Below are 23,655 nucleotides of genomic sequence, written 5' to 3'. Positions count from 1 at the left end.
CGCATTTCTGAAGAAATGCGCTTTTTTATATTTTTACATTCAAATGCATAAGTTTTTCAGGATTAACCATCATATAAATATTTGAAATCTTCTCATCCTCAAATGCAAACGAAAGAACATATGTTACTTTATTATTTATTGTAACTATAACTCCTGGTATACCATTTACCATTTTGAAATCAACAGTGTACTCCTCTGTCAATCGTTGTGCAATCCCAAAGAACAAACGTATAATTCGATCTGCAGAATAAATTGGATTGATCGCAGTCGTAACTTTACCGCCACCATCAGCTTTGAGTATAGCATCTGCTTTTAATACTTCCAACATACCTTCCGTATCCCCACACTGTAATGATGCTACAAACTTTTCAACATAAGAAGCCATTTTCTCCGTGCTTAATTTTGATTGCTTCGGTTTCTCCAACATGCTTTTTCGTGCACGTTGAAAGATCTTCCTGCAGTTCACACTACTCTTATCAACAATTGAAGCTATTTCTTCGTATTCATAACTGAAAACCTCTCTTAATATGAAAACAATCCTTTCTACCTCAGATAGTTGTTGTAAAAGTAATAAATATGCGGTGGAAAGGGATTCTTTCATTATAAATGACTTTGATGGCTCATCACTATCTTCTACAAGTGGCTCTGGTAACCACATCCCTACATACACGTTACGTTTATGCGCTGCCGATCGTAATTTATCAATTGAACGATTTGTCGCCATCTTACATAAATATGCTTTCATATTTTCTATAGATTGTGGATCTTCTATATTATTTAGCGAGATAAATACATCCTGAACGATATCCTCAGCATCCATAACACTCCCAAGGATTCTGTATGATAACGAAAATAATAATGGTTGATACGCTTCATATAACTGCTCCGTTTCCATGATGAACTGCCTCACTTTCATATTGCTTTAAAATGTGTAACGCTGCACGTTTCCCGCTTGCTACCGCAGCATCAGCTAATATTTCATCATGCCCTGCCCAATCTCCTGCAACATAAACACCTGGCATTTCAGGTATATTAGGACCCGGCTTTTCAACACGGTCAATATGAGGAAAATCATGTACTACTGTTATTTTCGGTAAATATTGCTGTGCAACAACTTCTCTTTTCCAATTTGAGTGTAACAACTCCATCGTACTTTCCAACTGTTCTTTATCTTCATGAATATGATTCATCTCTAGCACAGGATTATGGTACTTAATTAGACTCACTGCAATTGATCCGTCTTCACTTAATTTAGCTGCTCTCGATTGATTTGTGAAAAATATAGGTTGATCTAATCCTAATACAAATTGATGTGTAGGATTGGGTAATTGTCTCAAGCCAATATCTAATGCACCAACAGTAACCGGTACCGATTGTTCACTCCATTTATGCAAACTTGTTCCTTCTGCACCTTTTATTATTTTACAAGCCTCTTTCGGCGGAGTCGTCACGATGACTGTACCTACTTCAAAAACCTCATCATCAACACAATGTATTCTTTGTTTACCTTCGGAATGCTCAATTTCCACAACATGCTTTTTAGCCAAAAACTGCACCCCGATATCATTTGCTATAGCTCTTAATTTTGTTATTATCGTCTCCCAACCACCATCTACATAAAGCACTCCTTCTTTTATAGAAAGCTGTATTTGCTTTAGTACAGATGATGCTAATTGTATTGTAGGAGCAAACGTATATGTTGTTGTCCGGCATAGCGCATAAAATATATTGCGAATCATTGGATCTTTTATTTCATTTTCTGCCCATGTAGTTAGACTCATTTTCGGAACTTCTCCTACATCTAAATTTCCTAAACGAATCATAAGACGTGAGAATTGTACTTTTGCAGACCAAGAAAGTAGTGGTGTTGATAAAATTGAGCGAAAATCTGTTGGGATGGTGAATATATCCCCTTTCCATATTCCATGTGCTTTTGTAGATGGTATTCCACCTGGAAGAGTCATACCGAGCTCATTAAAAGTTATAAACGCTGCCCCGCCTCTATATAAAGCATGTGCACCAAGATTCATGCAGATTCCATTTTTATTTGTAGTCATCCCTCGGCCACCGAATTGACTGGACTTTTCTAATACAATCACTTTCCTTCCAACTTTCGCTAAATATATAGATGCTGTTAATCCAGCAAGCCCACCGCCAACAATTGCTACATCAAATTTCTTCATAATAAAATCCCTCCTTAATCGTTCTACATACAAGACGAACGATTAAGGAGGGATGTGACATAAAAATAAATTTTTATTACCCTACTATATTTCATTACTTTTTAATTCGGTCATATTGCATACGAAATAACTCAATTGCAAATGGAATATCCTCTTCACTCTTTAAATAATAACTGATCCATCCTGATTCAGGTAATACGTGATGTGGTTTTACCAAGCCTTGCTTCACTAATTCATCTCGCTTTAACTTCGGAAATGGTAAATCAGCTAATTTATCACCATGAAGATGGCCAAGTTCTTTCTTGCCATAATTTATTTCAATACCACCAAATCGATGCGGTTTTTCAGAAACACCCGCCCAGCTGAGTACTTCATTTCTAATCATTTCACTAAATGACATGAACATTCACTCCTTATAAATGATTGATGTAATTTTAAATTAACATTTTCATTACTTTTTTCCATCAATCCAAAGTATGAATGGGAATACGAATATAGTTTGGTCTTAACACCTTATTCTTTATGGAATAAGTGAATTTATTAAGCTACCGATAACAGCACAAAACAAAGACTAGACACATATCCTAATTTTGTAACCTAACTTACCTATAGAAAGGCGGGTAATACAATTGACTGCCAACATCGACTATACCTCCCCCTCAACCAATTTTACTTATGATGTAAATAAAAGTAATTTTTTTCGGAAAGATGCCCAAAATTATATAAATGTACTTGGTATTAAACAATTAAATACTTTAGAAAATACTTCTTTATTAGATATTTATTTAAGTACAGGAAATGTTGTAGAACCACATATTCATCAAAATGCAGCTGAACTTGTTTATTGTATTTCAGGGTCTGCTGTTGTTTCTTTACTTAATCCATTTACGAATCAAATATTAAACTTACCGATAAAACCGGGGCAAGTTGCCAACATTCCACAAGCGTGGTGGCATTATGAAATTGCTACAGCTGATAATACTCATTTATTAGCTATTTTCAATGCCCCAGCGCCAGAAGTTATTTTCGGTTCTGATATTTTAAGATTAACTCCGGCTCATATGATGGCCCATACTTACTGCCTCAATGAACAACAATGGAAACAAGCGGTTTCTCCTATTCAATCAACTACTGTTATTGGCCCTCCGGCAAACTGCAATCAAAACCGTGGAATGAAAAATTACCCAACCCAGCCCCTCCCTCAACAACATAATCCGTATCCCCAAGATTCTTATTACTTTCCTCTTTACTGGGGCTATTAATTTGTAAATTTTTAAAAGAATCATCATTTATCTCCTAGGAAAATACCGAGGAGATTTTTTTATTGTATGTTCTCTTCCTATTAATAATAGTAACAATTGATAGTGTACATACATATAATATTTATATATTAAATTGGAGGTGATAGTACTATGAGTAATTATAACTATCGAAAAAACTACTCTTATAATAAAAATAGTAGCTCTTCAGCATCCTCTCAATCTTCCAATTCTCAATCTTCCAATTCCCAATCGCAAAGAGACTTAGCCGAGCAAGGCTATGTAAAGAAAAAAGGATGTAACTGTAATAAAAATAAATAGTTTATTTTATGGATGAATTCTTTTTTAAAAGAATTCATCTTTTTTTGCTGATCGGAAATTTTTAAAGTTACATAACTTATGCCTTAAATGAGAAAGGGTAAATTATACTTTTTTATACGAACTTAACAAAGAGTAATTGTTCAATGGATTTATTACTTATTTCTCAAAAAAATATAGTCCTTCCTAAATTTATTAGGAAGGACTATATACAAACCCCTGTTTAATTTCCTACTAAATGTAACAAATTAAACGATATTAATACCTGCACTTACAAATCCAGCAACTGCAGCTATTGGACTTGCTGCTGTTAATGAAACATATAACAGTATTTTATCCCCAGCCGCTACTGGAATAGCTTCAGGTATGATTCCTGATGCTGTAGAACCAATCGCTATTGCGGCAAATGCTGGTGTTAATAAAAGAGGTGCGCCTTGTACTGTAAACGTATTGCTTGCTGCAGGTGCAGTTAATATTTGTATTTGTACTTGAACAGGTGATAATGGAGCTAATGCAGCTGTTGCACTAAAGAAACCTGCTAATGACGTAATAACCCCTGCTCGTGGTGCTACAAATGCATAATCACCTACACCTAATGCTAATGTGATACTTGTTCCACCCGTTAATGCTATACCAGGCTGACTAAATCCAAATCCAAGAAGAGTTCCTGTATTAGCTACTAACGCATTAACTAACGCTGCTGGTGTTGTACCTGAAGCAAACGGAATAATAGCTCCGCCACCAGTTGCACCCGTTGCTCCTGTTAAGCCTGTTGCCCCTGTTAAACCTGTTGCTCCCGTTGGGCCTGTTGCTCCTGTTGGACCTGTCGCTCCTGTTAAGCCTGTTGCTCCTGTTAAACCTGTTGCTCCTGTTAAACCTGTTGCTCCCGTTGGGCCTGTTGCTCCTGTTAAACCTGTTGCTCCACCAGTACCTGCTGGACCTGTCGCTCCTGTTGGGCCTGTTGGACCTGTCGCTCCTGTTGCTCCTGTTGCTCCTGTTGGACCTGTCGCTCCGCCTCCTGGACCTGTTGGACCTGTTGGACCTGTCGCTCCACCTCCTGGACCTGTTGGACCTGTTGGACCTGTTGCTCCGCCTCCTGGAGTAGCACCAATTAATTGAGTTAATAAGTTTAATAAAAGTTGTAAACTTGCAGGGTCAATAATTAAAGAGAAGAAGAATGGTGCAAGAGCACTGTAGAATTGTTGTAATAAAGAAAGTAATTGACTTAGATTTGGGTTAGGAGATTGTAGTAAATTAATAATACTTTGAATTAATTGTTTTAAGAAATTCCCTTCTGGAGAAGGTGCTAATTCATTTAGTAAGTTCAATAGTTGAGTAAACAAATTGAGTAAAGCTAATCTGTTTGCATCACTTGGATTTGCAAAAAACGCTGCAATAGCCGAAATTAAAGAGTTTAGTAAAGTAATTAATCTACCTAATTGCTCACTAGTAATCGGAACTGTTTGTGGATTATTACAACAATCTGGAGTGAAAACAATCGGATTATTGCAGTGGTTATGACCGAAACAATTATTACTTGTCATTTATGTCCTCCTTACTTGTTTTATATTTGAGTTTTTCCTATTATAAGGATCATAAAGTTGTAAAAGAGTATGTGTTATATATTGACTTAAAATAGGAAACATGAAATATAATTAAACTTAAAAACGTTATTTAATTATGTTCATGACTCACATATTAATTATATGTTTTTAATAATTGACTGCTTAGATTAAATACCTAAACTTACGGGTTTATTTTATTTTTCCACGTTTATCTCTTAGGTTTAAATACACATATTAATTTGAATATACTCAACAATTAACAGTGCCATTTTTTCATATAAATATACATTATTTCTTTACTAAGATTGTGTTCTCTTTTTAAACATGAAGCCCTTTGTATTATAGAGAACTCTCATATACTATATTGAAAAATTCATTTTATATTTTATTCCAATACACTATGAAAAGAATTGAAGTTAAAATTCCTATCATTCAACCATTTATGACAGCTAGAAATTGAATGTACCTTCACTTAATTTTAACTATTTAAATATAAAACAAAAAGGACAGATTCCTTTTCATTAAGGATCTGTCCTTTTAATTAATAATAATAAATTGTAATATAATTGAAGATCCTTGCGATGGTGGTTGCGTATCCAATAAAGTTAATTTACCAGTACTCACTTCATATAATGGTTGTGGCTGCAGTATTCCATTAACAAACAAATTAATATAAGAAACTTCACTAGGAGACAAAATATTCGTTGTACCATATTGGGGTATCCCGTCAGCATCTGTATATATAAGCTTCTCTCCATCCGCAAAAGTGTAATATAACACATTGGTGGTTGTTATAGGGCCAATCCCCCCGGTAGGACCTGTTGCTCCGGTTGGTCCCGTTATTCCAGTCGGGCCCGTTTCTCCAGTTGGACCTGTTGCTCCGGTCGGGCCCGTTATTCCAGTCGGGCCTGTTGCTCCGGTTGGGCCTGTTATTCCAGTCGGGCCTGTTACTCCGGTCGGCCCCGTTTCTCCGGCTGGTCCCGTTTCTCCAGTTGGACCTGTTGCTCCGGTCGGGCCCGTTATTCCAGTCGGGCCTGTTGCTCCGGTTGGGCCTGTTATTCCAGTCGGGCCTGTTACTCCGGTCGGCCCCGTTTCTCCGGTTGGTCCCGTTTCTCCAGTTGGACCTGTTGCTCCGGTCGGGCCCGCTATTCCGGTTGGGCCTGTTGCTCCGGTTGGTCCCGTTATTCCAGTCGGGCCCGTTTCTCCAGTTGGACCTGTTGCTCCGGTCGGGCCCGTTATTCCGGTTGGGCCTGTTACTCCGGTTGGGCCTGTTATTCCGGTCGGCCCCGTTTCTCCGGTCGGCCCCGTTATTCCAGTCGGGCCTGTTGCTCCGGTTGGAATATAAATTGGTGGAAGAATCGGAAATGTAGGTCCAATATTTTCTGGGCCTATCATCCCCTTATTCAATGATAAATTGTCATTGCGTTTCAATTTAATACCTCATTCCACATGTTTTTTAATTCATACACATCATTATGACCCTATCATTAAAGAATAACTTTATAACTATTCTCTTTTTTCTTCCCAAAGAATTATTACATATATTAAACATTTTACCGTTGCTATAACCGCTTTAATTAATATAATAAATTAATCATTCTATTTAAAAAGTACTAAATCTATTACATTCTTATTTAAAAAGATGAGGTGATTTATATTCAAGATAATAATGAAATTAGAAAAAAAGAAATAATGTCAATGGCCCTTGACATTATTTTCCCTTACAGGCTTACTGGACCTACGGGGCCTACTGGAAGTACTGGGCTTACCGGGAGTACTGGATCTACCGGAAGTACTGGGCCTACCGGAAGTACTGGGCCTACCGGAAGTACTGGGCCTACCGGAAGTACTGGGTCTATCGTTACAACAAACTCTATGTTCGCTAATAATACATCAGGTGGTCCTGTTTCAGTCATATTAGGAGGAACAAACATTCCACTTTCAAATAACCAAAGTCTTGGTAATTTTACAGTTAACGCTTCAAATGACGTATTTACAATTCCTGTAACTGGAAGATATCATTTAACCTATCAAGTTAATACGACAACCGCTCTACTTGCTGGAACTAGACTACTATTAAACGCTTCTACGCCAATTCCTGGCTCTATTTTTTCTCCCGCTTTATCAACTTCAAATTATAGTAATAATTTAATTACTAATTTAAATGCTGGTAATACAATTTCACTACAATTATTTGGTATATTATCTGTCGTGAATTTAGTTGGAGGTGGATCAACAGGTGCCTCTCTTACAATTATACGAATTGATTAAAAAATGATTCATTCTTTTTATAATAAACAATCTAAATACTCAATTGGTAAATATTACGAGAGTGATGACGTAATAAAAATAAATTGTACTATATCCATAGTAGAAAACATCTATACTAAATTTTCCGTATATATATTATCAATTTACACTTCCCCCATGTCGGTGTTACATTAAAGATGAAGATTGTTTCTTCTTTACAGACCATCTCAATATGTATTTGAGGAACATCTCCAATCCTATACGCGAGAGCAATACTATATTGACACTCTATTGAGTGTCTTTTTTTATATTCAAAAAATAAAACCATCTCTTATAGATGGTTTTAACAATACACTTTTACTCTTTATATTATTGCCAGCTTATAAAGCTGGATAATAAATAGTCATACTTAACCGCGTTAATGTTCTTCCTGAATTAGTATAAGTATGCGGTCTATCCGCCTTAAAGCGAATTGAGTCTCCATTATTTAAAGTATATTGACAATCGTTTATGTCAATTGTCAATTTCCCTTCAAATACCGTTATAAACTCTTCTGTTCCTTCTTTATGCGCTTCTGAACTTAATTTCCCTTCTGTATCAATTTCAACCATATAGATTTCAAAATTCCTATTATCTTGGAAAGGAAATGAGGGATACACCTTATATCTCCCATTGTCTTCAGACAATACTTGAACATCATTTCGTAAAACTACTTTTGTATCAGGCTGTGGATTATTAATTAAAGAGGTAAATGATACTTTCAAACCATTAGCAATTTTCCATATTGTTGTTAGTGTCGGGCTTGAATCTCCTCTTTCTATCTGTCCAATCATTGTTTTACTTACACCTGTTAATTGAGAGACCTTTTCTAAACTTAATTTTTCTTTTTCACGTATTAATTTTAAATTTTTTGCCAGAATAAGTTGAATTTCTTCCATAAAAAACACTCCTACACTGTATACAATATAACGACCGTTATGTATAATAAAAAGCACACGTTATATTGTTCTTTTCGGTCATTATAACACACAAAAAATAGGGGGTTTTGAAATGCCTATATTTTCTTTTTTGTTATTTGTATTTATAAGTAGCTTCACACCTGGTCCCAACAATTTCTTAGCTATGACATACGCAAATCAACATGGATTAAAGAGAAGCATAAACTTTTGCTTTGGAGTAGCATTCGGTTTTTTCATCCTCACTTCTTTATGCAGTTTCTTTAATATTGTATTAATTAATATTATCCCTATAATTGAATTTCCTTTAAAAATTTTAGGTGTCGCGTATATGCTATATTTAGCCTTTAAAATAATTACTAGTAAAGGCGGTGCCGGTCACAATGAAAAAAATAATAAAAACTTATTTACAGTGGGTATTTTCCTTCAATTTATTAACCCTAAAGGAATATTATTCGGACTCACAGTAGTCTCTACTTTTATACTCCCTTACTACAATTCATATTCAAGTTTTCTACTTCTCTCATTATTTCTAGGTATAGTCGGTTTACTGAGTACATTTAGTTGGAGCCTTTTTGGTTCCATGTTCCAAAAACTTTTATTAAAACATAATCAATTATTTAACATCATTATGGCTGTTTTATTAGTTTTCAGTGCCGTTTCAATCGTTATACACTAATTCGATGCTCATTTTAGATTTTGTACTTTTTAATACCACTCTTTATCATTCAGACTACTTTACATACTAATCCATCCACATACCCTATGTGGTTTAAAACTTTTAAGAGGAAACCTTCTAACAATAGGTTTCCTTCCATATTATATTAAATAAGAAGCAGGTTAAATACGGAGGTGATTTTGATTAAGACTACTTTAATTTCTCATTTTTACAATGAAGAATATTTACTTCCGTGGTGGTTAATGCACCATACAAAGCTATTTGATCATGGCATTCTTATTAACCGTGGATCCACTGATCGTTCAGTTGAAATCTGTAAAACATTCGCTCCTAATTGGGAAATACGAAACTCAAAATCATTCGAATTTGATGCTTATTTAGTTGATCAAGAAGTTATGGAAATTGAAAGAGAAATTACAGGATGGAAAATGGTATTAAATACGACAGAATTCCTGTGCTGTTATAATAAAGAACAATTTTTCAAATCACTTAACACTATGGGCGGCAATATGTTTTCAATAAGAATGATTATGATGATTGATGAACCGACTCATGGCTACACTAATCCAAGATATAGCTCTCCGCTTGTTAAACAACGTTATCACGGCATAATAATTCAACCTAATCCAAACCAACTATATCTTAACGGTAGATTAATTCACAATAATTCGCACGGGAACTATAGAGTCGGGAGACATGGTTCGCATTATCCTTATAGCATTTACATGGAACCTGCTTTTATTTTTAAATTTTTTTATAGTCCATGGAACGATGCAATGAAAAAACGAAAATTACAAATCGGGCCTACTCTTTCTCAACATAGTGTACGACGCGGATTAGGTTCTCATCACTTAACAACAATTGAAAAATTAGAAAAAAAATACAAATACTATGCAACCTTAACTACGGATCTCCGGTTATTCCCAGAATACCAAATTATATTTCCTGATCTTTGTCCTTAATGTCATGAATATTTAGTTTCGACATCCATCCGTTTTTTATTAACATACCAACTCCAACTAAATACTTTTCTCTAGTAGAAATCTGAGCTAGAACTCTTGCTGCACGGAAATTCCTCTTATTTAATCTCGTATCACTAGCCTATAATCTTTCATACCATTTCATTAAGCACTTGATGTTGGATCAGAAATAAAAAATGGTAGTTCATTTGGAAAATTTTCAATTTCAGATTTTATACCTTCTAAAACAAAGAATTCAAACAATAGAACCTAAACTAAGATTTTAAGTTATGGCTTTATTTTTTTCTTATTATTCACTTTAAAATCTTTTTATAATAATATTGAAAAATACGATATAATATAAATTACTGTTCTTTAGGAGGATCACAATGGCTGATAAGTATAAATTTTTTATTCTCATTGTTACCGCATTTTTTTCATTCTTTTCTTTAATAAAAGATTTCCGCAACACTTCAAAAAGTTTCTTTTGGGGTAGTTTTATCATTCTTACAAGCTTCATGATACTATTAATACATGCTCTAGATTTAACTCAAATACTTTTTTATCCAAAGCAAATTGCGCTTGAATTTATTACAATACCACGTAAATTATTTCTACCATCTGTCACTGAGGCCGCCAGTTTCCCTCCAACACTAAAATAATAATTTGATTAAGAGCTCTTTCTAAAAGAGCTCTCTTTTTTAACATAAACATACCATATACAAAATCCACCCTTAACCACTTAATTACTTATAAGAACCTAACTTATAAAACGCATAATAATTATACTTATTTACTAGTATACAAGCCGTATCTCTTAGTAGAAGCACAGCATAATATACGATACAGGACAAAACTTTCAAAAAACTTGTCTAAGTTAATTCTCAAAAAGGGGTGAATATAAATGCCTATCGTTAAACCTTTTATAGCAGGAAGACGATTTGTAAGTACAGCAGCAACAGGAACTGCTGCTGGAGCAGATTTAACTTTTGCTAACACAGACTTCACTGATGACACTGGTGCTGTAACAACATTCCCTGCTTCTTATGCCTTTTTAACACTTTATATTAATGGTGTTATTCAAACAGGTGATACTATTACTGGTGTGACTACTACAGCTGCTACTATTGTAGGAGGAGCAGTCCTAGATGGAGGCACTCCTATCGCAATTGAATTTACTATAACGTAAATTTAGTTGTCTTTTTAGAGGTTTCATTAAAAGAAACCTCTAATTTTAAAAATTCACATCAATTTTAGTAGCAACTACATAATACAGTGCAAATACTAGATAGAATGATAGAAATTTATACTCACTCTCAAAAAGAGTACTTATCTGTATTGATCTTTTTGAGAGTGCAATAATTTTGCGCCTATTTGCTCTTGGAGAACCTACTAAGCAGTTAGCTAACTGCTTTTCCATATAGTATTTATTATTATTCATTGCTTTATTCGTAATAGTGAAGCTTGTGCACTATCTACTATAAATTTTCATATATTGTATTATGCTTGTCCAAAATGTGAAGTTAATACTCACGAAATCTAAATACAAGAAAGGAGTGAAAATATGCGCTCATCCATTCGTAAATTCGCTAATTTTAATTGTGAAGCACACGCACCTAGTACACTACCTGCCCTAGGTTTTGCATTCAATGCTACTTCACCTCAATTCGCAACATTATTTACACCACTACTATTACCTAGTACAGGCCCAAATCCTAATATTACTGTCCCTGTAATCAATGATACAATTAGTACTGGAACTGGTATTAAAATTCAGGTAGCTGGTATTTATCAAATTAGCTATACATTAACGATTAGCCTTGATAACCTTCCATTAGCCCCGGAAGCAGCACGCTTTTTCTTGACATTAAATTCATCGACTAATGTTATTGCAGGATCCGGAACCGCAGTCCGTTCTAATATTATAGGAACTGGTGAAGTCGATGTATCAAGTGGTGTCATTCTAATTAACTTAAACCCTGGTGATTTACTTCAAATTGTCCCCGTTGAAGTAATAGGTACAGTAGATATTCGTTCTGCAGCGTTAACAGTTGCACAAATTCGTTAATAAAGTGAAACTTTAATCAGCCCTCACCAATCGGACTTTACGGGCAGTCCAGCCCCCACCTAACTTCTTTGCTTCTGCTGAATTTTGAGGTGGGGGTCTTACTACCCGGCAAATAGCAGGATAAAAACAAAAGACTTGGCTAATTAACATTTATTGTTCCTTATACACAATATCTTTTTATAGATTTGACACACATTTATATTAAACAAGCATATTTTATTGTATGACTATATAGTCATACAAATCTAAAGCGTTCATAAAAGCACACTTATATGTGTGCTTTATTTTTCATTAAAACCTACAACATTCTCACACAATATCCATATATTATCTTGACTCCTCTCTAAATATATGATTTGTCTCAGAGCGCTTTTAACAGCGCTCTTTTTATTTAAATTCCAATTTTTAAAGTTCGATTTTATGATTTACGTTATACACATGCTACGCTACTTTTGAAACAAGGTATACATCCAAAGACTGTAAGTAAACACTTCAGTTATAAAGATATGTTCATAACATTAAATCGTTATTCACATGTTTTTCCTAGAATACAAGGGGGTGCTGTTAAAATATGTAGTGAAAGACCATTCGAATAGTAACATTTACAAATATAAAAATACGGTTTCTCCTCTCAAGAGAAACCGCAACATATCAATGCTTTTACTATATTTTAAACTGGCTCGTATACAAATCAAAATAAAACCCTCTATCTTCCATGAGAGATTCATGATTCCCTCTTTCTAAAATATTTCCATCTTTTATAACAAGAATTTGATCTGCTTTTTCAATTGTTTTAAGTCGATGAGCGATCACAAAACTTGTGCGACCTCTCATTAAATTATTTAGTCCTGCTTGTATTTGTAATTCTGTTCTTGTATCAATATTTGATGTCGCTTCATCGAGAATTAATATATCTGCATCTGCTAAAATTGCTCGTGCAATCGCTAGAAGTTGTTTTTGTCCTTGACTTAAATTCGATCCTTCTGAAGCAATTTCTGTTTCATATTGATTTGGCAAATGCTTAATAAAAGAATGTGCAGATGCTGCCTTAGCTGCAGTGATAACTTCTTCATCAGTAGCATCTAAGCGTCCATAACGGATATTATCCATAATCGAACCAGCAAATAAATACGTATCCTGTAAAACTACTCCTATTTTACTTCGTAAAGAATTAATATCATAATCTTTTATATCTTTTCCATCAATATGAATTTGTCCTTGCTGTATATCGTAAAAGCGAGTTAATAAATTAATGATTGTTGTTTTCCCTGATCCAGTCGGACCAACTAAAGCAATTGTCTCTCCTGGCTGCGCTTTAAGACTCACTTCTTTTAAAATCGTTTTATTTTCTGCGTAGCCAAATGAAACATTCTCAAGTGCAACATGCCCTTGTAAATTTTGTACAACGAATGCGTCTTTTTTATTTTGAATTTCTGGTACCTCATCCATAATTTCAAAAACACGTTCTCCACCAGCAACTGCCGCTTGAATTGTATTCATTAAAGTCGCAAATTGACTTAGCGGTCTTGAGAATTGACGAGAATAATTAATAAAAGCCGCAATAACTCCTACTGTTGTCATTCCGTTTAAGACCATAACTGATCCAGTCCCAATGACAAGGCCCATACCTAAATTATTAATAAAGTTCATACTTGGAAAAATAAAAGCTGAAAATGTATCAGCCTTCGTAGCTGAAACTCTTAGCTGTTCATTAATTTTATTGAAATTTTGTACAGTTTCTTTTTCTTTTCCGTACAACGTTGTAACATCCGCACCTGTAATTGCTTCCTCAATAAATCCATTTAATTCACCTAAATCTTTTTGACGCTTCGCAAAGTTTTTACCACTATATGCAACTAGTTTTTTTGTAACGTAAAACATAATAGGTACTGTAATTAAAGTTACAATTGCTAAAATCCAATTTAAAGCGAACATCGCAATCGTTACACCTATAAAAGTTAACGCTGATGAAATAATTTGTACAACACTTTGTGTCAAAGCTTGATTCAAATTATCTATATCATTTGTCACACGGCTCATTAAATCACCTTGGGAACGCACATCAAAGAACCGTAAAGAAAGCGTTTGGATTTTCTCAAAAATATCTTGTCGTATTTTTTGAATTGTTTTTAATGCAACGTTAATCATGACAAATGTTTGTAACCATGTTAAAAGTACAGTTATACCGTAAATTGCGATAAGTAACATACACATTCTTGCTGTACCACTTAAATCTTTCGGTACAATATATTGATCTATAATGATCCCCATAAAATAGGGACCTAATAATCCAAGTAAAGTAGTAACAACGACTAGAAATATAACAAACATAAGAGCAGCTTTTTGGTAGCCCATATAGTTCCATATCCGCATTACAGTTCCTTGAGCATTTTTAGCTTTCCCCATCTTTGGCGTGTTTCGTCCACCTTTATTAGCAAATTGCCCTTGAAAATTACGCATGTTCTTCCCCACCTTCTTTATGCAAATTACCACCTTGGGAAAGATAAATTTCCTGATAAACCTCACTTCGTTCTAACAATTGTTCATGTGTACCATTGCCAACTAATTCACCATTATCTAATACAAGTATTTTATCCGCATCCATTATGGAAGAAATTTTGGACGCGATTAATAAAGTCGTTGTGCCTTTATATTTTGTTTTTAAAGCTGTTTGAATAGTAGCCTCTGATTTTGCATCAACTGCTGATGTAGAATCATCTAATATGAGAATCGGTGGTTTTCTCACAAGTGCCCTTGCAATTGATACACGTTGTTTTTGTCCACCTGATAGATTTGTCGCACCTTGTGTTAAATTATATTGATAAGATTCTTCCAGCTTATTGATAAACTCAGTCGCACAAGCTGATGCAGCTGCTACTTCCAGCTCATCAAGTGTTGCATTTTCTTTACCATAACGTAAATTCTCTTCTATACTACCTGAGAACAACAAAGCCTTCTGAGGTACAAACCCTATTGAAGCACGGAGTTTTTGCAAATCATATGTTTTAACATCTATTCCATCTATACATATTTCACCTTGATCCACATCATATAGACGTGGTAACAGTTTCGCTAAGGTAGATTTACCACTTCCAGTTGATCCAATAATCCCTACTTTTTCACCTTTTTGTATGTTAAACGAAATATCTTTTAAAACGTATTCATTATTTTTCGTATAGCTATAACTAACATTTTTAAATTCGATATTCCCCTCGATTTTCTCAGGTTCGATTGCATTCGCTTCGCTTATTATATCAACCTCGGTATTTAACACTTGCTGTACACGATCCGCAGATGGAAAAGCTCTCGCAATTTGAATAAATACCATGCTAATCGACATAAGTGACATTAAAATGATATTCAAGTAATTAATAAATGCCAAAATCGCTCCTACTTGAAGCGTTCCATTGAATACTTTTTCTCCACCAATCCATAATGTTGCGACAATCCCCCCACTTACAACTAGCATAATGATTGGCATCATTAAAGAAATAAGCTGCACAGCTCGAATATTTATCTTCGTTAAATTTGTATTTACACTTCCAAATTGAGCGATTTCATATTTTTGTCTTACATACGCTTTTATAACACGTACACCAGATAAATTTTCTTGTAACTTTGTATTCACTTTGTCCAATGCCTCTTGCACCTTTTTAAATGTACCACTTGCTTTACTTGCAATTAAAATAATCGCAAGTAATAAAATCGGAACAACTACAAGTAATATTGGAAATAACTCTCTTGCTGTTACAAAAACAATAATTATACTTCCGATAAATAACAGCGGACCACGAACGAGAACACGTAATGTCATCGTCATTGCTGATTGAATGGAAGTGATATCATTCGTCACGATCGTTAATAATTTACCTGTTCCAAATGAATCACGATTATTACTAGAAAATGTTTCTATTTTCGCAAACACATCTTTTCGTATGTCAGTAGCGAAATTAACAGCTGCTTTTGTAGAATACATCATACACCCAAGCCCTCCAACTAAACCGAGTGCTGCTGCTCCTATCATAAGAAGCCCCATTTTTATTACATAATTTAAATCCCGATTTGCAATCCCAACATCAATGATATGTTGCATAATAGTCGGTTGAATTAAGTCCATCGCAACCTCAAGTACCATAAATAGCGGTCCAATAATAGCGAAGAACATGTATGGTTTTAAATACTGTAATAACTTACGAAATGATTTCATACATAGTCTCCTTTTCCCATGAAATTACCACTGAATAATTCATATCCCTCCTTATTTAAGCGATATTTTTTGTAATTTCTTCATTACTTCTATTATATTATGTAAATTAATATTTAACATTATTAAATGATAAGTATTAATGACTTTCTGGTCAATACATATGCTTTATATTATGTAAATACAAAAACCGCATTCTTAATGAAAAGAATACGGTTTTTCATCTATAATTCTTCAATTGTAAAATGTAAAAACTCAGTCTCAAATCCCTTATTTTTAGAAGGACTACACGTGTAAAAACCTATTTTAATAGGCTCATTTCCTATATCCTCCATTAAATGAGCGATTCTTATTTGTTCCCATTGATGTCTCTTTTTCACATATATTGTATAATCACCGCGTTTTCGAATAATTCGAAAACGCAGTTGTTGCTTAGCTGCTTCAGTTGGATAATCTTGCGTTGACCAATCAGAATATCCATTATTCGTTACGACAGCACCTAAGTGAGATGGCCCTTCGGGGATATATTCTAAAGATGTTTTTAGCCAACAGTTCTCCGAAATCATAACCAAAAGACCTGCTTGATCGAATTTTGAATTTGGATTCATACGTAACTGAACTTCAGCTTGAAAGTCTGTCATCATCTCATTATAAAATACATGACCATTCATTACTTCAAAACCATAATGTGTTTTAAGCCAAAAATCAGTTTCTGCTTTCGAACGGACAATAAACGCATGATTATCATTAATTTTATAGTATTCAGGTACATTCATTATAGTGAGTTGCTCAATATGTTCTGGTATATACGATATATTCATAGCTCCTCCATAATAAAGCATTTATATAGACATTCAAAACTCCGCTAATACTGGGAATTTATAACCTTTAAAATCTAACTCTTTATCACTTCGAACCATTAAATACTTGCTAGACTGTACTTCTGTAAACTGTACTTCCTCAACCCCTAATTGATCCGGAGAAAAATAAAATTCGATTTCCGTAAACCTTTCATTGATTTCTCCACATAATTCATCTAAAACCGGAAGTACTGGCGCAAATACTCCAAATAATTTCAACTTTTCATTTTCTACTTCATAAACGATTAGAGCATCTAGTTTCTCTGAATAATACAATTTCTCATTCCATTCCGAATCATACATATTCAAATAAAATGAAGGATGGAAGTTTAAAGTTGAAAAACTATTTGAAAGTCTTTGGCTACTATCAATAGTTTCATGTATTAACTGTCTATTCTCTATATTATAGTAATCTAACTTTTTAAGTAGTGAATCGTTATTATTAATATTTTTATCATATGGTATAGTCATCAAATATTCCTGCACAACTTTAAATCCAAATGCTGTATATAGTTCAGGGTTTTCCGTAAACAATAATGCACATTCACATTTCTTATCGATTTCTTCTATCATTTTACCCATTAATTGTGTCATTAACCCTTGTCTACGAAAATTAGGGTGTGTCATTACTGATTGAATACCCGCTGCATTTATTTTTTCACCATTAATTAATAATGGGAGTGAAAATGCCGCAACATTTGCAATCACTTTATCTTCTTGTAAAAATGATAAAGCTTTATATGTATCATCCCAATATCCTTTATCCGAAAAATCATTCAATGTTTGATTTGTAATTCCAAACACTTCTTCAAATAAAGGAAATAACTGCTCTCTTTTCGGTTCTTCTATTAGAAGACTTGCCAATTTTTCAACATTCCCCATGTTGTACCTCCAAATGTTAAATTCCATTAAATTAGATATACTTATATGACCTACTCTTAAAAATAGAGGTCTTACCAATCAATATACTATCACAAAACATAAAAAAAAAGTCTAATTAATTTTATGTTTTGACTATTTGAAAATAAGTCGAATAAAACGATATTAAGATTTTTGGATATTAATTAGTTTATTATACAAAAATAGCGCTTTCTAATTAGCTTTTACTAATAGAAATACACTATTTATAATAAAATATTTTTAGTCTTTTATTCCTTCAAGTCTTTCCTTCGTATTAATTTCTTCTCCACTTATACGCTTTTCAAAAGACTTTCTCCAACTACATGAAAGTGCATTTACTTCTAATATCCTTTTTACCCCTTCAATATTTTGTTTTTCCTTATGCATGATACGATTAGCAAACGCTACTGAAACACCTTTTGGATTAGACTGTAGTTTTTTTAAGGTATCGACTGATGATACCCATCCTTCTTTTAATACACGAAAATAAAATCCTGTATATCCTGTTTCTTGAAAATATAGTGGTAACTTTGGAATATTATATTTTTTTGCTAATTTAAAACAAGGTTGCCTTGGTTGTGTTACCTGTACGATTGCCTGTCCTAGCTCAAACGTATCACCAATACAAACATCCTCTTCGCGCATACCACTAACTGTTATATTTTCTCCGAAAGCCCCATATACAAAATCTTGATTCAATTCTTTTTCCCAATATGGATAGTGATCACCAGTATAAACACAAACTGCTTTATCTACTCCTCCATGATGAACTAAGTCAGCTTGTCCATCCCCATTAAATTTTACAAAGGATAAATATACCGGTTCCTTTACTTGTTTCTTATTTATGCCTGTATGAATTACTTTTCCGCCGTATGTAACCTCTTTTGGTAATCCTATATTTAAAGATAATAATTGATATTCATTAGCCATTCTATTTCCTCCTTTACAGGTGTTACATGTATTTTCTCTCGATTAATTTTTACAAACCTCTCTGTTATATAAAGATGATTATAAAACCTCTAAAATCATTGTTCAATTCAATTATTTATATAATAATGATAGGTATAACCTATTATTATACTTGAGGTGATTCCAATCGAATTACGACAACTTGAATACTTTTTAGCTGTTTCAAAAGAATTACATTTCACAAAAGCAGCTGAGAAATTAAATATTTCACAGCCTTCACTAAGTCAACAAATACGTGCATTAGAGAATGAAGTAGGAATGCCACTTTTCGATCGAATTGGTAAAAAAATATCTTTAACTGAAGCAGGGAAGGTTTTATTATCACATAGTAAAACCATTTTTCATGAAGTCGAACAAGCTCGTTCAGCTATTCAAGACCTAAACGGATTACAGCAAGGTTCCTTAACAATAGGGGCTTTGTTAACCGTCGTAAATTATTTACTACCACCAGCTATTTTAAATTTTAATAATTTATATCCTAATATAGAGCTTTCTGTATTAGGGCTTCGTACAGGAGATATTCGTGAAAAATTATTACAAAACGAACTAGATATTGGAATTACATTTCTCCCGGTGCAAGATAAAGAGATTATCTCCATCCCTCTATACAAAAGCGATCTTACATTAGTCGTGCCCACTGGTCATCGATTAGCTGAACGTAATCATGTATCTATTGCTGAATTACAGAACTATCCTTTAATTCTTTTACCTAAAAATTTCTTTTTAACCGAACTAATTACATCTCATTGTCAAAAGTTAAACTTTAAACCAAGACCAATTTTAGAAATTAGCACGATGGAATCTTTAATCCAAATGGTTTCCAAAGGAATGGGAATTACAGTGTTACCCAAACCATATATAGACTTTTTACAAAATAATAACATTCAAGCTATTAAAATAGAAAAGCCTACTCCAACAATTGAAATAGGGCTAATTTATAGAAAAGATAAATATATGTGTGCTGCAACTCGAGAATTTATTGAGCAACTAAAAAGCACAGTACGTTCTTTCCAAAACTAAACAAAAGAGATTATCCTATGAAACCGTTTCACAACGATCTAGTAGAATAATCTCTTTTCAAAACAAAGTAAACATTATATTTAACTCCTATAAACTTTAATGTACCCTTTTAGATATTGGAATATATTTAGTAAAATATGCACCAACTAGCAATAATACAATTGAAAATAACCAAGTAAAAGCACCGCCAAAATGAAACCAATATGCAAACATATTTAAGATTGCAAGTGAAAAGAAGCAAATAGAAGTTAACGCACTTTTCAATCCTTTTATCCCAGATTTTTTTCTCTTTTGATAAGCAATATACATCGCAATAATAAGAAAAAAGATAAGAACAAATGGTAACATAACTTTCAGCATTGGTAATCCCTCCAGTGTAAATGCACTCTTTACATCACCATCTTATCCCATTTATCTTTTAGGTATCAATTCATTCTTATCTTCCTTCCAAAAGTCAGTATAAGTTTTATTTTTAAAGTTCACGTTCACCTCAGAAAACGGCATACTTCCTCCAACTTTCAATGAATACCAGTCGTTTAAAAGTGGTGATCCGAAACAAATCTTCATTGTACGATCATGTAAATCGAATAATACAGAATGTAAAGTTCCAAACCATTCTTCATAGTTATGCACAGTAAGTCCAGCAGGATATTCTTCTTCTACTAACTTTTTTAAAGACTCTATGCTTACTTGTTCACATCTATTTAAATGCTCATGTAAAAGGTAATATCTCTTTGTTGATTGTTCTAATTTCCTATTATTTAATTTCTGAATTGATGAACTAACTGCATGGTTTGTTGATACAATAAAAGCTTGTTTTTCATCATCAATCGTTATTGTGGATTTATGACCGTCCAATATTTCAATATATGCTGCATTTAAAGGATCAGCTATTATTAAATTAATATTACTAGCAATTGGGATTTCTTCTATTAGTAACTTAGCTTCCTGCACATTTTTACATTTCTCCAACAACAATCGAATTACCGCAAAACATTGTAAACCACTCACCATTGGCTTTCTTAAACCTGCAATATTTCCTACTGGTTGACCACATGCTGAAAATGTAACAGCTAATCCATGCTCGTTTATCCCTTCCGTTCGGCCAAAATATTGAGTAGAAAAGCCACTATGTGCATACGCACCTTCAACATGAGTTGAACAAAAACGCATATCATCTATTACTGGTGACAAATCATAATTCCTTAATACATATGTGTGCTCTAAATCGGTCTTTTTAGGTAATACTGCACAATGACTACAACCTGCTTTCAATAGTGTTTGATAGTAATACATCATATTTTTTGAAGGAATTTTTAACACTTCACAAAACCCCTCAATTTCTTCATTTATGCCTGGACAATGTTTGTTTAGTATATTTCTCGATTCTGTCCAATGGTTATTAGATATTACATTTTCTTCGTGTATAAATTGCGGGATGAGATACGGATTTTGTTTCACGAATTCCCCTTGTTGCTTTCCAATCTCATAATAACTTCCTTTTAATGATGAAAAATACCCCTTTACTTGATACATCAAACTCCCCCTCACATTGGATATATCCATATCGTACCAAATGGATTTCATTCATCCTTGATGTTTTTTACTATCTTTCTTTAACACCATCCCATTTTAATATCTCCACTAATAATTATTTACTAGACAATTAAAGTTTTGTTAATATTGCTGTAATAGCTTTATTTCAAAATAAAGTAGTTTGGATATCAAATGAGCAAAATACTTTGTTAAACCCACTTATAAGCAATCATCTAATTCATGAAATCAAAAAACTTATTTATCAAAATAAAAGGAGAATTTATGTATGAGTAGTTGCAAACCAATTGATGAATTAACTATTGAAGACCTAAAACAAAACCCCATATGGGAATGGGCAATAGATGAAGAGGAAAATGAAGAACATGACGAAACATGGGTAAAACCAGCAACAACTACTAATTTTACAGAGGAGTTAAACGGTTCAATCGTACTAGGCGAACTATTCTTACATAATGGTGAAAAATTCCCTATGATGTGTGAAATTGATATTGAAGGTAACGAGGCAGTAATCCGTTCTGTTGTTTATTATAACGAAACAGAAAATGAGTATATTGCTATAGAAGATATTGTGAAAACGGTCGAAATGCCGTTATCGATTATTATTAACCTTACAATTCATGCAGAATCCAAAACCTTACGCTTCACTGCACATAAAGTAGATATTTATAAAAATTCAATAACAACTAATTTAAAGTAAAGTTGGTCGAAATATAGAAAACCATTATGAAATAAAAACTGGGAAATCATTAACGATTTCCCAGTTTTTTAAACTATATTAAAGTATCCCCTTTTCCACTAAAGTCTCTGCGATTTGAACTGAATTCCAAGCCGCACCTTTTAATAGGTTATCGGAAACAATCCAGAGGTGGAATCCGTTTGGCGTATCAGGATCTTTACGTATTCTTCCGACAAATGTATCTATTTTCCCTTCTGCATATAATGGCATTGGATACAGCTGTTCACTAGGGTTATCCTGCAAAATAACACCTGGTGCACCCATTAATACTTCCTTAATTTCCGCAACGGTTGCTTCTTTTTCCAGTTCTATATAAACCGATTCTGAATGCCCTGATACAACTGGAACACGTACACAAGTAGCTGCCATTTTCAAGTTTTCATCTTCTAATATTTTCTTCGTTTCTTGAATCATTTTGACTTCTTCAAAAGTAAAATCATTGTCTGTAAATATATCTACTTGAGGCAGTACATTAAATGCTATTGGATAATGTTTTTTATCTTTTTTCACCGGTAATATATCACTCTTCACTTCTTCACCTGCAAGTATAGACTTAGCCTGCTCTCGTAATTCATGAATCGCATGAATGCCAGAACCCGATACAGCTTGATATGTTGAAACGATAATTCTTTCTAAACCAAATGATTTTCGAATCGGCTGAAGTGCTGTTACCATCTGTAGTGCTGAACAATTTGGAACTGCAATGATACCTTTATGCTGTTTTAAAGTGTGCGCATTCACTTCCGGAACAACGAGCGGTACACCTTGTGCCATTCGGTACTCACTTGTGTTATCAATTACAATCGCACCACTAGAAACTGCATGAGTTACAAATTGTCTAGATACTTCTCCCCCAGCGCTAAAAAAGGCAATATCTACACCTTCAAAACTAGTTGTTTTTGCCTCTTGTATAATTATCTCTCGTCCTTTGAATCTTACTTTCTTACCAGCGGATCGTTTTGACGAAAGCAATGTAACTTCAACTATATTAAACTTCATTTCATTCTCTAACAGTTCAATAATTTTTTGCCCTACCGCACCTGTAGCCCCAACAACAGCTACATGATAGCCCTTTTTGATCATCTTTTCTCCTCCAATATCACCTGAATGAATATTTCTACAATTTCATTTTATACAGAATTTAATCATTTGGAAAATTAAAATACATGATA

Annotated in this window: 23 protein-coding genes; 9 read left to right on the top strand and 14 right to left on the bottom strand. The window is 33.7% G+C overall.

The window, feature by feature from the left end; all coding sequences use genetic code 11:
* Positions 1–25: 25 nt before the first annotated feature.
* From BLT20_RS09655 to BLT20_RS09645, 3 genes are all read right to left on the bottom strand, one after another.
* Positions 26–895: a sigma-70 family RNA polymerase sigma factor gene (locus tag BLT20_RS09655; protein WP_000447159.1), complete on the bottom strand. Its 870-nt coding sequence runs from the start codon at positions 893–895 to the stop codon at positions 26–28.
* A complete protein-coding gene (locus BLT20_RS09650; RefSeq protein WP_000713009.1) occupies positions 873–2,183 on the bottom strand; it encodes a phytoene desaturase family protein in 1,311 nt (436 codons plus the stop codon). The genes BLT20_RS09655 and BLT20_RS09650 overlap by 23 nt, the downstream gene beginning before the upstream one ends.
* Positions 2,184–2,277: 94 nt before the next feature.
* Positions 2,278–2,583: a luciferase domain-containing protein gene (locus tag BLT20_RS09645; protein ID WP_000010319.1), complete on the bottom strand. Its 306-nt coding sequence runs from the start codon at positions 2,581–2,583 to the stop codon at positions 2,278–2,280.
* A 229-nt stretch (positions 2,584–2,812) separates the two neighbouring features.
* On the opposite strand from BLT20_RS09645, the gene BLT20_RS09640 reads away from it, so the two are divergent.
* Positions 2,813–3,445, top strand: a complete 633-nt coding sequence (locus BLT20_RS09640) for a cupin domain-containing protein (protein ID WP_000126322.1) — start codon at positions 2,813–2,815, stop codon at positions 3,443–3,445.
* A 563-nt stretch (positions 3,446–4,008) separates the two neighbouring features.
* On the opposite strand, the gene BLT20_RS09635 is transcribed toward BLT20_RS09640, so the two are convergent.
* Positions 4,009–5,304, bottom strand: a complete 1,296-nt coding sequence (locus BLT20_RS09635) for an exosporium glycoprotein BclB-related protein (RefSeq protein WP_000203318.1) — start codon at positions 5,302–5,304, stop codon at positions 4,009–4,011.
* A gap of 558 nt (positions 5,305–5,862) precedes the next feature.
* Entirely contained in the window at positions 5,863–6,756 is an 894-nt protein-coding gene (locus BLT20_RS09630; protein ID WP_090869539.1) for a DUF4183 domain-containing protein, read from the bottom strand.
* A 216-nt stretch (positions 6,757–6,972) separates the two neighbouring features.
* On the opposite strand from BLT20_RS09630, the gene BLT20_RS09625 reads away from it, so the two are divergent.
* Positions 6,973–7,596, top strand: a complete 624-nt coding sequence (locus BLT20_RS09625) for a BclA C-terminal domain-containing protein (protein ID WP_025690058.1) — start codon at positions 6,973–6,975, stop codon at positions 7,594–7,596.
* Between the two features lie 359 nt (positions 7,597–7,955).
* Here the strand turns inward: BLT20_RS09625 and BLT20_RS09620 are convergent, their stop codons facing one another.
* Positions 7,956–8,570 carry a helix-turn-helix domain-containing protein gene (locus BLT20_RS09620; protein WP_141096619.1) on the bottom strand — a complete coding sequence of 205 codons (615 nt, stop codon included), beginning with the start codon at positions 8,568–8,570 and terminating at the stop codon, positions 7,956–7,958.
* Positions 8,571–8,625: 55 nt separating this feature from the next.
* On the opposite strand from BLT20_RS09620, the gene BLT20_RS09615 reads away from it, so the two are divergent.
* The 5 genes from BLT20_RS09615 to exsF all read left to right on the top strand — a co-directional run bounded on the left by BLT20_RS09615 (position 8,626) and on the right by exsF (position 12,237).
* Positions 8,626–9,210, top strand: a complete 585-nt coding sequence (locus BLT20_RS09615; protein WP_001121274.1) for a LysE family transporter — start codon at positions 8,626–8,628, stop codon at positions 9,208–9,210.
* Between the two features lie 179 nt (positions 9,211–9,389).
* Positions 9,390–10,172, top strand: coding sequence for a glycosyltransferase family 2 protein (locus BLT20_RS09610; protein WP_000598280.1), 783 nt, complete (start codon positions 9,390–9,392; stop codon positions 10,170–10,172).
* Between the two features lie 386 nt (positions 10,173–10,558).
* Complete coding sequence (locus tag BLT20_RS09605; RefSeq protein ID WP_000774114.1) at positions 10,559–10,831, top strand: hypothetical protein; 273 nt, start codon at positions 10,559–10,561, stop codon at positions 10,829–10,831.
* Between the two features lie 242 nt (positions 10,832–11,073).
* A complete protein-coding gene (locus BLT20_RS09595; RefSeq protein WP_001123247.1) occupies positions 11,074–11,358 on the top strand; it encodes a DUF4183 domain-containing protein in 285 nt (94 codons plus the stop codon).
* 375 nt (positions 11,359–11,733) lie between these two features.
* The gene (gene exsF / locus BLT20_RS09590; RefSeq protein ID WP_001257868.1) at positions 11,734–12,237 is read left to right on the top strand and encodes an exosporium protein ExsF; all 504 of its coding nucleotides are present in this window, start codon (positions 11,734–11,736) and stop codon (positions 12,235–12,237) included.
* A 663-nt stretch (positions 12,238–12,900) separates the two neighbouring features.
* Here exsF and BLT20_RS09580 read toward each other — a convergent pair.
* The 5 genes from BLT20_RS09580 to BLT20_RS09560 form a co-directional block, all read right to left on the bottom strand.
* Positions 12,901–14,697, bottom strand: a complete 1,797-nt coding sequence (locus BLT20_RS09580) for an ABC transporter ATP-binding protein (RefSeq protein WP_001243550.1) — start codon at positions 14,695–14,697, stop codon at positions 12,901–12,903.
* Positions 14,690–16,444 carry an ABC transporter ATP-binding protein gene (locus BLT20_RS09575; protein WP_000834784.1) on the bottom strand — a complete coding sequence of 585 codons (1,755 nt, stop codon included), beginning with the start codon at positions 16,442–16,444 and terminating at the stop codon, positions 14,690–14,692. The genes BLT20_RS09580 and BLT20_RS09575 overlap by 8 nt, the downstream gene beginning before the upstream one ends.
* Before the next feature lie 221 nt (positions 16,445–16,665).
* Positions 16,666–17,262 (bottom strand): DUF1349 domain-containing protein, encoded by a 597-nt coding sequence (locus tag BLT20_RS09570; RefSeq protein WP_001027678.1) that lies wholly within the window; start codon positions 17,260–17,262, stop codon positions 16,666–16,668.
* 33 nt (positions 17,263–17,295) lie between these two features.
* Positions 17,296–18,183, bottom strand: coding sequence for a GNAT family N-acetyltransferase (locus BLT20_RS09565; protein ID WP_000528668.1), 888 nt, complete (start codon positions 18,181–18,183; stop codon positions 17,296–17,298).
* A gap of 258 nt (positions 18,184–18,441) precedes the next feature.
* Complete coding sequence (locus tag BLT20_RS09560; RefSeq protein ID WP_001262991.1) at positions 18,442–19,131, bottom strand: MOSC domain-containing protein; 690 nt, start codon at positions 19,129–19,131, stop codon at positions 18,442–18,444.
* Between the two features lie 156 nt (positions 19,132–19,287).
* On the opposite strand from BLT20_RS09560, the gene BLT20_RS09555 reads away from it, so the two are divergent.
* Positions 19,288–20,190 (top strand): LysR family transcriptional regulator, encoded by a 903-nt coding sequence (locus BLT20_RS09555; protein WP_073339594.1) that lies wholly within the window; start codon positions 19,288–19,290, stop codon positions 20,188–20,190.
* A gap of 96 nt (positions 20,191–20,286) precedes the next feature.
* Here BLT20_RS09555 and BLT20_RS09550 read toward each other — a convergent pair whose 3' ends face one another.
* Entirely contained in the window at positions 20,287–20,550 is a 264-nt protein-coding gene (locus BLT20_RS09550; RefSeq protein ID WP_000921854.1) for a hypothetical protein, read from the bottom strand.
* A gap of 51 nt (positions 20,551–20,601) precedes the next feature.
* Positions 20,602–21,726, bottom strand: a complete 1,125-nt coding sequence (locus BLT20_RS09545; protein WP_000285231.1) for a C45 family autoproteolytic acyltransferase/hydrolase — start codon at positions 21,724–21,726, stop codon at positions 20,602–20,604.
* A gap of 286 nt (positions 21,727–22,012) precedes the next feature.
* On the opposite strand from BLT20_RS09545, the gene BLT20_RS09540 reads away from it, so the two are divergent.
* Complete coding sequence (locus BLT20_RS09540) at positions 22,013–22,444, top strand: hypothetical protein (RefSeq protein ID WP_000093104.1); 432 nt, start codon at positions 22,013–22,015, stop codon at positions 22,442–22,444.
* Between the two features lie 78 nt (positions 22,445–22,522).
* Here the strand turns inward: BLT20_RS09540 and BLT20_RS09535 are convergent, their stop codons facing one another.
* The gene (locus BLT20_RS09535; protein ID WP_000591710.1) at positions 22,523–23,566 is read right to left on the bottom strand and encodes an aspartate-semialdehyde dehydrogenase; all 1,044 of its coding nucleotides are present in this window, start codon (positions 23,564–23,566) and stop codon (positions 22,523–22,525) included.
* Between the last annotated feature and the right edge of the window lie 89 nt (positions 23,567–23,655).

This window comes from Bacillus sp. cl96, from assembly GCF_900100505.1.
GTDB classification, from domain to species: domain Bacteria; phylum Bacillota; class Bacilli; order Bacillales; family Bacillaceae_G; genus Bacillus_A; species Bacillus_A cereus.
This window is presented reverse-complemented; position numbering and strand designations above follow the sequence as displayed.

Coding starts and splice junctions, on each gene's coding strand:
- BLT20_RS09545 (WP_000285231.1), bottom strand. CDS start 21,726: ATGTATCAAGTAAAGGGGTATTTTTCATCATTAAAAGGAAGTTATTAT.
- BLT20_RS09655 (WP_000447159.1), bottom strand. CDS start 895: ATGGAAACGGAGCAGTTATATGAAGCGTATCAACCATTATTATTTTCG.
- BLT20_RS09635 (WP_000203318.1), bottom strand. CDS start 5,304: ATGACAAGTAATAATTGTTTCGGTCATAACCACTGCAATAATCCGATT.
- BLT20_RS09580 (WP_001243550.1), bottom strand. CDS start 14,697: ATGCGTAATTTTCAAGGGCAATTTGCTAATAAAGGTGGACGAAACACG.
- BLT20_RS09615 (WP_001121274.1), top strand. CDS start 8,626: ATGCCTATATTTTCTTTTTTGTTATTTGTATTTATAAGTAGCTTCACA.
- BLT20_RS09595 (WP_001123247.1), top strand. CDS start 11,074: ATGCCTATCGTTAAACCTTTTATAGCAGGAAGACGATTTGTAAGTACA.
- BLT20_RS09645 (WP_000010319.1), bottom strand. CDS start 2,583: ATGTCATTTAGTGAAATGATTAGAAATGAAGTACTCAGCTGGGCGGGT.
- BLT20_RS09565 (WP_000528668.1), bottom strand. CDS start 18,183: ATGGGGAATGTTGAAAAATTGGCAAGTCTTCTAATAGAAGAACCGAAA.
- BLT20_RS09540 (WP_000093104.1), top strand. CDS start 22,013: ATGAGTAGTTGCAAACCAATTGATGAATTAACTATTGAAGACCTAAAA.
- BLT20_RS09605 (WP_000774114.1), top strand. CDS start 10,559: ATGGCTGATAAGTATAAATTTTTTATTCTCATTGTTACCGCATTTTTT.
- BLT20_RS09650 (WP_000713009.1), bottom strand. CDS start 2,183: ATGAAGAAATTTGATGTAGCAATTGTTGGCGGTGGGCTTGCTGGATTA.
- BLT20_RS09535 (WP_000591710.1), bottom strand. CDS start 23,566: ATGATCAAAAAGGGCTATCATGTAGCTGTTGTTGGGGCTACAGGTGCG.
- BLT20_RS09570 (WP_001027678.1), bottom strand. CDS start 17,262: ATGAATATATCGTATATACCAGAACATATTGAGCAACTCACTATAATG.
- exsF (WP_001257868.1), top strand. CDS start 11,734: ATGCGCTCATCCATTCGTAAATTCGCTAATTTTAATTGTGAAGCACAC.
- BLT20_RS09575 (WP_000834784.1), bottom strand. CDS start 16,444: ATGAAATCATTTCGTAAGTTATTACAGTATTTAAAACCATACATGTTC.
- BLT20_RS09560 (WP_001262991.1), bottom strand. CDS start 19,131: ATGGCTAATGAATATCAATTATTATCTTTAAATATAGGATTACCAAAA.
- BLT20_RS09550 (WP_000921854.1), bottom strand. CDS start 20,550: ATGCTGAAAGTTATGTTACCATTTGTTCTTATCTTTTTTCTTATTATT.